The organism is Glaciecola sp. XM2 (genome assembly GCF_018595715.1).
Classification (GTDB): domain Bacteria; phylum Pseudomonadota; class Gammaproteobacteria; order Enterobacterales; family Alteromonadaceae; genus Glaciecola.
In genome coordinates this window covers 123,746-135,537 of sequence record NZ_JAHEOJ010000024.1, presented here as the reverse complement: position 1 = coordinate 135,537, position 11,792 = coordinate 123,746, and the positions used below count along the sequence as shown (strand labels likewise).

The window sequence follows — 11,792 nt, the reverse complement described above, 5'->3', positions numbered from 1 at the left end:
AGCTTCGCTACAATTTTGCGACTAAATTTTTGAGGATTAAAAATGGCGTTATCCGTTATCATTTTGGCAGCAGGGAAAGGCACCAGAATGAAATCCGACCTACCTAAGGTCTTGCATACCCTCGCCAACAAGCCAATGGTTGAGCATATCATTGACACCGTTAAGCAAATTAATTGCGACAACGTCCATTTAGTTTACGGGCATGGCGCTGAGCAACTTCAAAGCGCATTGCAGGCTCATAGTGTTAGTTGGTGCTTACAATCAGAGCAGTTAGGTACTGGCCATGCTGTTATGCAGGCGCAGCAGCATATTAGCGATAATGAAGATGTATTGATATTAGTGGGCGATGCGCCATTGGTATCGGCGCAAACCCTCACCCGCTTAGTAGAGGTGAAAGCCCATTGTGACTTAGCCTTGTTAACGGTGAACCTAGACGACCCAACCGGCATGGGGCGCATCATTCGTGACGGTGACAATATTACCGCGATTGTCGAGCATAAAGATGCCAGCGACGCCCAGCGCCTAATAAAAGAAATCAACACCGGCATGATGATTATGTCGGGCAGCGACCTTAAACGCTGGCTAGGCAAGCTTTCTAACGATAACGCACAAGGCGAATACTACTTGACCGACGTGATTGCCATGGCCGCATCAGAAGGTAAAAAAGTGCAGTCCGCGCAGCCAGTGTGGGAGCGCGAAGTCGAAGGCATTAACAATCGTATGCAGCTCGCCTCATTAGAGCGCGCATTTCAGCTAAAGCAAGCCGAGAACTTGATGGAGCAGGGAGTGCGCTTAGCCGACCCTGCGCGTTTTGACGTGCGCGGAACGCTTGTCGTGGGTCGTGATGTCAGCATTGATATTAACGCGGTTTTCGAAGGTAAAGTCGTACTTGCCGATAATGTGAGCATAGGCCCTAATTGTGTACTCAAAAACTGTGAGATTGGTGAAGGTAGCTTTATCGAAGCGTTTTCGCATATTGAAGATGCCAAAGTGGATGCTAGCTGCCAAATAGGGCCATATGCGCGTTTGCGCCCCGGTAGCGATTTACACCCAGGTGTGAAAATTGGCAACTTTGTTGAAGTCAAAAAGAGTATTATCGGCAAAGGCTCAAAAGTGAATCACTTAAGCTACATTGGTGATGCGCAAATTGGCGAGGCGGTGAACATTGGCGCCGGTACCATTACGTGTAACTACGATGGTGTGAATAAGTTTAAAACCCAAATTAACGACGGCGTGTTTATCGGTTCAAATTCCTCTTTAGTAGCGCCTGTGGTGATTGGCAAAGGCGCAACGGTGGGTGCAGGTAGCATTATCACCAAGTCGGTAGAAGATGAACAACTCGCCATTGCGCGTGGCAAACAACGCAACATTTCGGGCTGGCAGAAGCCCACTAAAAAATAATATTTGGAAGTTAGTATATGTGTGGAATAGTAGGTGCAGTAGCAGAGCGTAATGTTGTGCAAATTTTGCTTGAGGGCTTACGTCGTCTCGAATATCGCGGCTACGACTCTGCCGGCGTGGCGTTGATTCACAACGATGACCTGAATATCGTGCGTCGCATTGGTAAAGTCAAAGCGCTAAGCGATGCCATAAACGATGAAAATGGCCTTGGCACCACAGGTATTGCCCACACGCGTTGGGCTACCCATGGTGGCGTAACCGAAGCAAATGCCCATCCGCACGTAAGCAGCGAGCGTTTTGCTGTTGTGCACAACGGTATTATTGAAAATCATAAATCTCTTCGTGAGAGCCTAACAGCTAAAGGCTATCGCTTTAATTCCGACACCGACACCGAAACGATTGCCCACACTGTAGCCGATATCAGAAAAGGCACCGACACTTTACTAGAAGCCGTACTTAGCGCAGTTAAGTCTTTTCATGGCGCTTATGGCACCGTGATTGTCGATAAACACGATCCTTCTACCATGGTGGTAGCCCGCTCAGGTTCTCCTTTGGTGATTGGATTGGGTATTGGCGAAAACTTCATTGCCTCTGACCAAATGGCTCTATTACCGGTGACGCGCCGCTTTATCTTTTTGGAAGAAGGCGATGTGGCTGAAATTAAGCGTGAGTCGGTGCGTATTATCGATGCTAACGGCAATGACGTTGAGCGCGAAGTGACCGAATCAAACGTTGAGCACGATGCAGGCGATAAGGCCGGTTATCGTCATTATATGCTCAAAGAGATTTATGAGCAGCCAAGTGTTATCCGCAATACCTTGCAAGGGCGCGTTAGCCCAGACGGTGTAGCGAGCGACATCTTTGGCCGTGGATCTGATGAGATTTTTGCAAAAACCGAGCACGTTAAAATCATCGCGTGTGGCACCAGCTACCATGCTGGCATGACTGCTCGCTACTGGTTAGAAGCGTTTGCTGGCGTGTCGTGCGACGTAGAGATTGCCTCTGAATTTAGATATCGCAAGTCGGTAGTAAAGCCTAACTCACTGTTGGTCACTATTTCACAATCGGGCGAAACGGCAGACACCCTAGCAGCCCTTAAGCTTGCAAAAGAAAGCGGATACATGTCGAGCTTGGCGATTTGTAACGTAGATGGCTCATCGTTAGTACGCGAGTCGGCGCTTTCGTTTATGACCAGAGCAGGCGCTGAAATAGGTGTTGCCTCAACCAAAGCATTTACCACTCAACTAGCTGGCTTTTTAATGTTAGTGCTTGCCATTGGCAAACACAAAGGCATGAGTAGCGAGCAAGAGCAAGCAATATTGCAAGGGCTTGCCGAGCTCCCTAGCAAGCTAGAAGAAACCTTGGCGCTAGCCAATGAAATTGATGACTTAGCCGAAGAGTTTTCAGACAAGCATCACAGCTTATTCTTAGGTCGCGGAGATCAATACCCTATCGCGATGGAAGGGGCCTTAAAGCTAAAAGAAATCTCCTACATTCACGCAGAAGCCTATGCCTCTGGTGAGCTAAAACATGGACCACTCGCCCTGATCGACGCCGATATGCCGGTGATTGTTGTTGCACCAAACAACGAGCTACTCGAAAAACTACAGTCAAACGTTGAAGAGGTGCGGGCACGCGGCGGCATTATGTATGTCTTTGCCGATAAAGACGCGCAGTTTGCTTCTGATGAGACGATGCGCGTAGTGAATGTGCCACATTGTTCAGAAGCGATAGCGCCGATTGTTTACACCCTCCCTTTACAACTGCTGTCGTATTACGTGGCATTGATAAAAGGGACGGATGTAGATCAGCCTAGGAATTTGGCTAAGAGTGTTACTGTGGAGTAGATTTGGGGGGTGAGGGGCTATGTTTTGTCCGACAATAATAAAGTTTGATAAATTTTACTAGAGTTTGATAATGCAAACGATAACCCCCCGCATTTAGTTCGAAGAATTTTGACTGACAAGCCCCGCTTGACGCACGAACATAGCTGAAACATTCAACACGTCATCCTTGCGAAGGCAAGGACCTTCTTAGCGGCATCCATTTTACGTTTGTTAATGTAAGGTCGGTTCATGATAACGATAAACAGCACAAAAAAACTCATCAATAAACTCCCTATAAACGCTGATGGTACTTTGCCTATTTTAAACTCAAGCGCAGCTGCCAATGATGCAGATCAGCAAATAAGCAATAGCAACCCATTGTCTAACTGGCATGCGAATCTACTCACAATTCAACGTCGTAACTCAATATTTTTGCTCCACGACCAAACCCGTTTTCCATTGTTCATAACATGCCTCGTCAAAAAAGACTTTGCTAATCTCAACCACCTGTTTGAGGACGCTTTACTAAACACGTTGCTGAAATTAGGCGCTTCACAATCGCAATTCGAGGGGGCGGCGCGGCATATAGACAACATTCGAGTGGGCAATGATTGCAAACGTTCAGTGCAAGGCACTATGAATCAAATGTCACAAGAGCTAGCGCATATCTTATGGTATGACCGTGTTAGCATTAGTGACATTAGTCCTTATCGAATGGCTGCACATTTGGCGGATCGTCCTTGCACAGTTAAAGGTCAAAAAGATTGCATTTGGCCTAAAGCGGCTATGCTAACGTTGTTGGATAATTTATGACGAACAAGGCCGTCATAAACTCCGCGATCAGGTGAATATTATGTTTGCGCGTGGCGATGCTCTTAGCAAACTCACAGGTTCTAGCACAATCTACCTCAAAGTAGGTACAAGCATACCCACTACTTGCAATTCACAACTTATGTAAGTTAGCGTAACGTTAAGCATAGTCTTTACATGTTTACGGAATTACGATGATATCAATGTTTAGTGATTTGCTTTCCATGGCAAATGAACAACCAGACCCTCAGCGATTATTGTTTTTATTTGCCTCAGCACAAGCAACAAAGAAAAGCAAAAAGCGAGATGACCAAAAAGGAACAATCGAGCCAACCATGGTGGTAGACAAGCTACCTGATGAGCTATCAACATTTGAGGCTTTAGTAAAAGAGGCCGATGCAATTAACAAAGAGTGGGATTTTGTATTTATTGCCAGTCTAAGTGGTCAGATGCGCACACCGCCAACGAGTGATGAGGCGCAAACATATTTAGATAAAATGACTGATGACGTTATGACGGGTAGCAATATTCGTAAATATGTGGTCTTTGATAGGGAGGAAAACCCTATAGAGTTGATTGCTAGTTAATGCTCTTTGTTCGCGTCTCAAACATCTGCGGCGCGAACTACATATCTAAGAAAATTTCCATACACCTTGCTTCGTTAATTTCGCGATCACATTGCTCATACAAAACGTGTTCTTCTTTTTCATTATGCAATAGCATTAGCTCTGATAAATGTTGTTCGAGCGCATCGCAATCAGTCTGAGCAATGAGGTGTTGCCTAATACTCTCAACTATATTTATGATTTGTTGGTGCTCCTGACATAAGAGAAGGATATTGTCATGATGCTTAGCTTGCGTGCTAATTTCATAGGCGGGAAACAATAAATCTTCTTCCCAAGCAATATGTTGTTGCAAATGCTCACTAAACTTTTCGAAAAGAAGCGCCGCTTGATAGCGATTATGTTGTTTGTATTTTCGGTACATACGAAACAAAAAGTCGATTTTTTCATGATCAACACTAAAACATTGAGTAATAAGATTGTTCATGTCTCAGTGCTCCCAACGTTACGTGGTCGTTGAAAACAACACGATTACGATTAACAGCAACACAACCCAAAAACCCGACATAAGCTGCCAAAATAATAAGCCTTTACTGTTTTTAATCGTAGGATCATCTTTCAGAAACTGTGGATTAGGACGAGTGATATCGTTAATAAAGTCTGTTAACGAACGATAGCGATTGGCTTGAATTAACGTGGTGCCTTTTTCAAGCGCGCGATCAAACCATATTGGAATAATCGGATTGTGGTAACTTGCCGAAGTATAACGAAGCTTATCAAAGTCGTTAGCATTAACGGATTGCTCAATTTTATCTCCATAGGGCAACTCGCCAGTGAATAGTTCGTAAGTGATGGTAGCTAAAGAGTAAATATCTCCCTGAATTCCAGTGTTTTGACCTTGTATGTAATAAGGGTCGGAGTACGTTGCAGTGCCAAGTGCGCCTTGATGTTCAATAGGAATAAAAATTTCAGCGATACCGGCTACAAAAACGGAGCCAAAATCGATTAATTTGATGTGCATGGCATCGTCAACCATAATGTTGGCAGGTTTTAAATCTTGATGGATGGTCTCAGCATCATGAAACGCCGCTAAGGCCTCTGCGATTTGCTTAACCAAGGTGATTGCTTTTTTCGGGGTTGGCAAGGGATTAGCAAGCATCCACTTATCTAGGGATTTTCCAGGAACGTACTCCATTAGATAGTATAAGCACGAGCGAGGACGGTTTTGCGTAATTATTTTAACGACAAAGCTATGATTTATACGCTTACCAATCCACTCCTCTTGAATGAACCTATCGATATAGTGAATATCATCTTCAAAGTTCAACGACGGTGTTTTCATCACTATTTGTGTGCTTGTTTCAAGGTCGGTCACCAGATAAACTTGGCTTCGGCTGCTCGCAAATAGTGCTTTTTCAATCCTATATCCGTCTAGCGTCATGCCCGGTTCGAGGTCTGGCGGAAATGGTAGGCGAGTAAGCTTATTACTAAAATCGTCACGGCTCTCCTGAGGAAGTTGCACAACCTTAGCAATAGCACAACTAATATTGTCGTCACTATGGGCTGCCTGAGCAATTTCTATGATTTGGTCACACTGCACCTGTGGCGGATTTGTTTGACTCAATATGTCAATTAATGCGGCAGGGCTGACAAAATCATGTACCCCATCGGTGGTTAACAGCAGCACATCGCCCACTTCTAAGGGTGACTTGCCATAATCCACTTGCAGCACGTTATCCATGCCAACAGCCCTAGCTAATATGTTTTTACCGCCACCAATGTTTATTGCATGGTCACGAGTTAACTGCGTCAACTCCCCGTTTCTTAGCCGGTAAATGCGAGAGTCACCCGCATGGAAAAAGTGAGCGGTTTGAGATTTGATCACCAGCGCGCTAAATGTACACAAATAGCCTTTCTCTTGATGGGTAAAAACATGGCTTTTTTTAAATAAATTCAGGTTAATAGCTGAAAGTGTTTTTTGTCCAGCATGTTTTACAGACCAAGTATCTGGAGATAGATAATATTCCTCTATGAAGTGTGAAACGGCGTATTCGCTTGCTTCTTGCCCTGCCTCAGCACTGCTTACACCGTCTGCTATTGCAATGGCAATGCCCTTTGAAACTAAAGCATGTTGCTGCTCAGGAATATGCGATGCCACAGCATCTTCGTTAATTGCTTTAACGCCTCTGATGGAGGCATGGCCGAGCGCGACGTTCAGCTGAGTGCTCTGAGAATGACAATCGGCAGGGTTTTGCATAGTGGACATTGCTTACATCTCTTATGTGTTAGGCAAAATTACTCGTCAAAGCATATGCTTCAACGAGCATTCATTGATTAGCCTACATCAATCATATGTACGCTGCCATCTTCTGCAACTTCAGCGATTTGGCCTCTAGGCTCTTTCATGAATAGTAAGGTAAATAAGCCAACAAGCGCGGTCGCAGCGATAACAAAAAAGAAGGTGCTATAGTCAACAAAAGATAACACGGTGAGGAAGGTCACCGCCCCCACGTTTCCATAAGCACCTGTCATGCCTGCAATTTGTCCAGTCATTCTGCGTTTTATAAGCGGTACAACGGCAAATACAGCACCTTCACCAGATTGGACGAAGAACGAACATCCCATTGCTAATGCGACGGCAAGCCAAAGAGGCCACTGCCCATCAACCAAGCCCATTAGGCCATATCCTACTGCTAAACCTGCCGTTAAAATCATGAGCGTCGATTTACGGCCAAATTTATCGGAAATCCAACCACCTGCTGGCCTAGACATCAGATTCATAAACGCATATGCACCCGCCACTAAACCAGCAAGCACAGGGTCTAATTTGAATGTTTCGGCAAAAAATAAGGGCAACATTGATACTACCGCCAGCTCTGACCCAAAGTTGGTAAAATAGAGAATATCGAGCACCGCTACTTGTTTAAAATTGTAACGATGAAGCTCTGGCACGTCTTTGGTAAAGATGCCCTTGTTTACCTGCCATACTTTATAGACTTCCGCTGCATACAGTGCGGCTAGGCCGACATAAATCCATGTCACAACCGTTTGACTAAGCATGTCAACACCGCTTGGTGAGAGTTTCCATGCGAGTAATGCAATGGCCGCATACATAGGGATTTTCATTACGAGCAATAAGAAAAAGTCGCCTTTTGACGTGACTTCCATTGCGCCTACGTTTTTAGGTTTAAAATAAGTAGAGCCTTTTGGCGTGTTAGTTACGTTTGTGTAGTAAATAAAAGCAAAGAGCAAACTGATAACACCTGTAATGCCAATTGCATATCGCCATCCGTCTTCTCCGCCAAATAGCAGTGCTACCGTAGGTAGTGTGAATGCTGCCGCTGCAGAGCCAAAGTTACCCCAACCTCCATAAATGCCTTCAGCCGTGCCTAGTTCATTGTGCGGGAACCATTCTGAAACCATGCGTATACCAATCACAAAGCCAGCACCAATAAAGCCAAGTAGGAATCGAGCAATGGCTGCTTGAATAAAGCTATCGGCCATCGCGAACATAAAGCACGGAATTGAGCATAGTGCTAACAGCCAAGAATACACCAGCCTCGGACCGTATTTATCGGTCAACATACCGATAACAACCCGAGCCGGTATCGTTAATGCGACGTTCAAAATAAGTAGTGTCTTGATTTGGTCTGTTGTTAAGCCCAAGGTTTCTTTAACTGCTTGTAATAGCGGTGCAAAGTTAAACCAAACAAGAAAGGTGATGAAAAATGCCATCCAAGAGAGGTGCAGTACCTTCATCTTTCCATGGAATTTAAAAATGTTAAATTTTTCGCTGTTCATGAGTGTCTCTCAATGAGTGTGTAATATTTTGTTCATTATTGGCATTACTGCTTTGTCTTTATTGATCCACATCAAGCGATGAAAGCCAGTAATCACAATGCTTCCGAGCTACCTAGTAAGGGATATAGCCTTAGATATGTATGGGTAGGTCGGGAGACAAAATGTGCTAAATTCATTTACAAATAGTCTCTATTCAAGCCTAAATGAAGGTGCTGAAATTCATATTCCATTAAGGGGGTAATTTGTCACTTTTAAGAGGTATCACTGCAGATGAAAACCGACTTCGTTAGTCCTCAAAAAGTCATGAAAAGCGCTTTTATTGCGCAGTTTAAGTGACTTAAGCAGGCTACTCATTAAGTGGTATATGCGAGTTTACTAAGGTCAGTTGATGCTCAACTGAAGTCTAGAGAACCTAACTAGCAGAGGTTATAGTGAGCCTAAGGTTAACCCATAGGTAATCAACTTGGCATCACAAATAAAAGCTAGTCAAGCGACACTTGCACTGGTATTAGCAACCATAACCTTTGCGGTAAACTTTTCTGCCTGGACCCTGTTTGCCGTGATGATAGTTGAGCTAAAACAGACGCTTAACTTGTCAAATACTCAGGTAGGCATATTGTTATCAGCACCCATTCTTACTGGTGCCTTGCTAAGGCTGCCCGTTGGTTTATTGTGCGAGCGATTTTCGCCCAAGGTTCTATGGTTGGTGCAAATGCTCATTACGATCCCCCCGCTCCTGCTTTTACCAGCAATAGAGAGTTTTACCGAGTACGTTTTCGTTGGTCTTTTAATTGGTGTTTCAGGTGCTTCATTCACCATCGGCATTCGTTACATCACCGACTGGTTTGACAGCGATGAGCAAGGCACTGCGATGGGTGTATTTGGTGCGGGTAATGCAGGGGCTGCTTTAAGCCTTATCTTGGTGCCCTATATCAGTAATCTTTGGGGCTCGCAGTATATCGGTTGGGTGTATGGAGCACTGCTCTTGGTAAGTTGTGTGGTTTTTGGTGTGTTTGCGCCTAGCACACCTAAGTATTTACAAGTAAAAAAGACGCAGCAGCTCGCTTTTTACATCAAGCCTTTAACGCAACCAAACGTCTGGCGCTTTGGTTTGTACTATTACTTTGTGTTTGGCAGCTTTTTAGCACTGCTATTGTGGTTGCCACAGTACTACGTCAATGCCTATCAACTCAGCTTTAACGAAGCGAGTTTACTGACCCTTCTTTTTGTTACCAGCTCCAGCATGGCAAGAGCCGCTGGCGGCTGGTTTGCAGACAAATTTGGTGCGCGCCAAGTAAATTGGAGCGTTTTTTGGATTTGTCTTGTCTGCCTGTTTTTTCTGAGCTATCCGCCCACAACGATGACTATTCATGGTGTCAGTAAAGACGTCAATTTACAGATTGAGATAAACGTTTGGATATTTACGCTACTGTTGCTGGTGATAGGCATTGCCCAAGGTTTTGGTAGAGCGAGTGTTTATAAATTAGTAAATGATTATTACCCCGAACAAATGGGTAGCGTTGGTGGCTTTGTTGCCATGCTTGGTGCCTTAGGTGGTTGCACATTGCCCGTTATGTTTGGCTTGGCGGTTGAGCTCATTGGTGTCTACAGTGCCTGCTTCATGCTGTTATATGGCGTCTTGGCATGCTGCATGTTTTTAATGTTTTTAGCCATTAAGCGAGAGCGTTATCAACAAAGAGTCTTCAGAGCGAAGCAACAAAACTTTTTAGAGATGGATTAAGTCATGATAAATGTAAGCAAGCTGAGCGATGAAAAAAACTTGATACCCATATTGAGGTTGGGGTTTCGCCCATTTTTTTTAATGGGTGCATTATTTGCTTTTCTGGCTATAGCGATTTGGCTTCTCAGCCTTAACAATACAGTCAGCGTAAAGCCCCTAAACGGCGTATTGTGGTGGCATAGTCACGAAATGTTGTTTGGTTTTGTGCCGGCTATTATTGCTGGGTTTTTGTTAACCGCGGTGCAAACGTGGACTGGTGTGCCAAGTGTAAAAGGCAATCGTTTATTGTTTTTAGTGCTAGTGTGGGCCTTGGCTAGGATTTTTATTTTAATTCCTATAGGCCTTTCAACATGGTGGATTATAGCATTAGACTTAGCGTTTTTGCCGCTGGTAGGAGTCTTTCTTGCTATTCCATTAATCAAAGTAAACCAGACACGTAACATGGTGTTTTTACCTATATTATGCTTAATGTCTTTGGCGAATTTACTGACTTATCTCCCGCAGTTGGGCTTTGACAACGCCTTCAACGCACAAGGTTTATATTGCATGACCATGCTCACTACAGCGTTGGTGGCTTTATTGGGAGGCAGGGTTATTCCCATGTTTACTGCCAACGGCACAAATACGACTAAAGTGCTGCCTAAAGCGTGGCTTGAGATCACGTCGATGGCGAGTTTATTTATTATTTTTATTTTCTTTGCGGCGGGTTTGACACGCTTTTCGAGTCTGCTGGCGGGGGTTTGCGCGCTAAGTGCATTCTTACACTTTTATCGTTGCTTAAGATGGCGTCCATGGGTAACCCTTACCACTCCTTTAGTGTGGTCATTGCATGTTACCATGATGTTTATCCCTATTGGACTGGGGTTGATGGCAGCGCACTTTTGGTTCGCACCGTTCAATTTAAGCGTTGCTATTCATAGCTTAACGGTAGGTACCATCGGAGGGATGATTTTAGCAATGATGTCTCGAGTGTCTTTAGGGCATAGCGGAAGGCCGTTAAAAGCTCACCCAGTTATGAGTATGGCCTTTATCTTCATTATCTGTGCGGCACTCACACGAAGCATTGGCGTTGCTTTTTTACCACAAAAGATGGTCCAGCTTTGGGGGCTTTCAGGTATTTTATGGTGTGCCGCATTTGCTTGTTTTGTCATTATATATTTTCCCATACTGAGCCGCGCGCGGGTAGATGGCAAACCCGGTTAGCGAGGCGTTAAGGGGCCGTAATGTCTTCATTTATTGCATACACGCTCATTAAGCACGTTCACATCACTTTGGCGCTAGCAAGCGTGACCTTGTTTTGTGTACGCTTTTACATGTCACTGAATTATTCTGCTAACCTAACAAAAACCTGGGCGAGGGTATTACCTCATTGTATCGACACGCTTTTATTGAGTTTAGGTATTTACTTGATGGTCACCATGAAATTGTGGCCTAGTGAGCAGCCCTGGTTATTGGTCAAGCTATGCGCTTTGGTGGTGTATATCGTTTTGGGTAGTGTCGCAATAAAATACGGCAAAACGGTGAAAGTAAAAAAGGTTGCAGGTGCATTTGCACTTCTTACTTATGGATACATGGTTAATGTAGCCTTATCCCACCAGCCATTGGTCATCTTGTAGTGGCTTTGTGATAATAGGGCCAAATGATTCATAC

The 11,792-nt window shown here is 44.4% G+C and carries 10 protein-coding genes; 7 read left to right on the top strand and 3 right to left on the bottom strand.

All coding sequences use genetic code 11. The annotated features are described in order from the left end of the window. Positions 1-42: 42 nt before the first annotated feature. The 4 genes from glmU to KJ365_RS10640 all read left to right on the top strand — a co-directional run bounded on the left by glmU (position 43) and on the right by KJ365_RS10640 (position 4,624). Positions 43-1,401 carry a bifunctional UDP-N-acetylglucosamine diphosphorylase/glucosamine-1-phosphate N-acetyltransferase GlmU gene (gene glmU / locus KJ365_RS10655; protein WP_214451639.1) on the top strand — a complete coding sequence of 453 codons (1,359 nt, stop codon included), beginning with the start codon at positions 43-45 and terminating at the stop codon, positions 1,399-1,401. A 17-nt stretch (positions 1,402-1,418) separates the two neighbouring features. Then, positions 1,419-3,248 carry a glutamine--fructose-6-phosphate transaminase (isomerizing) gene (glmS, locus tag KJ365_RS10650; protein WP_214451638.1) on the top strand — a complete coding sequence of 610 codons (1,830 nt, stop codon included), beginning with the start codon at positions 1,419-1,421 and terminating at the stop codon, positions 3,246-3,248. Between the two features lie 228 nt (positions 3,249-3,476). Continuing rightward, positions 3,477-4,040: a DUF6933 domain-containing protein gene (locus KJ365_RS10645; RefSeq protein WP_214451637.1), complete on the top strand. Its 564-nt coding sequence runs from the start codon at positions 3,477-3,479 to the stop codon at positions 4,038-4,040. A gap of 191 nt (positions 4,041-4,231) precedes the next feature. After that, positions 4,232-4,624, top strand: a complete 393-nt coding sequence (locus KJ365_RS10640; RefSeq protein WP_214451636.1) for a ribonucleotide reductase subunit alpha — start codon at positions 4,232-4,234, stop codon at positions 4,622-4,624. Between the two features lie 37 nt (positions 4,625-4,661). On the opposite strand, the gene KJ365_RS10635 is transcribed toward KJ365_RS10640, so the two are convergent. The 3 genes from KJ365_RS10635 to KJ365_RS10625 form a co-directional block, all read right to left on the bottom strand. Further along, positions 4,662-5,087, bottom strand: coding sequence for a hemerythrin domain-containing protein (locus KJ365_RS10635; protein WP_214451635.1), 426 nt, complete (start codon positions 5,085-5,087; stop codon positions 4,662-4,664). A gap of 18 nt (positions 5,088-5,105) precedes the next feature. Next, positions 5,106-6,866 (bottom strand): bifunctional protein-serine/threonine kinase/phosphatase, encoded by a 1,761-nt coding sequence (locus KJ365_RS10630; protein WP_214451634.1) that lies wholly within the window; start codon positions 6,864-6,866, stop codon positions 5,106-5,108. Positions 6,867-6,934: 68 nt separating this feature from the next. Beyond that, on the bottom strand, positions 6,935-8,401 hold the full coding sequence (locus KJ365_RS10625; protein WP_214451633.1) for a NarK family nitrate/nitrite MFS transporter: 1,467 nt from the start codon (positions 8,399-8,401) through the stop codon (positions 6,935-6,937). A 463-nt stretch (positions 8,402-8,864) separates the two neighbouring features. Between KJ365_RS10625 and KJ365_RS10620 the strand changes: the two genes are divergently transcribed. Genes KJ365_RS10620 through KJ365_RS10610 form a run of 3 tightly spaced genes read left to right on the top strand, consistent with a single transcriptional unit; the run spans position 8,865 to position 11,758 of the window. Next, a complete protein-coding gene (locus KJ365_RS10620; RefSeq protein ID WP_214451632.1) occupies positions 8,865-10,142 on the top strand; it encodes an MFS transporter in 1,278 nt (425 codons plus the stop codon). A gap of 3 nt (positions 10,143-10,145) precedes the next feature. Then, complete coding sequence (locus KJ365_RS10615) at positions 10,146-11,345, top strand: NnrS family protein (RefSeq protein ID WP_214451631.1); 1,200 nt, start codon at positions 10,146-10,148, stop codon at positions 11,343-11,345. 20 nt (positions 11,346-11,365) lie between these two features. Then, positions 11,366-11,758 (top strand): SirB2 family protein, encoded by a 393-nt coding sequence (locus tag KJ365_RS10610; protein WP_214451630.1) that lies wholly within the window; start codon positions 11,366-11,368, stop codon positions 11,756-11,758. Positions 11,759-11,792 lie beyond the last annotated feature (34 nt).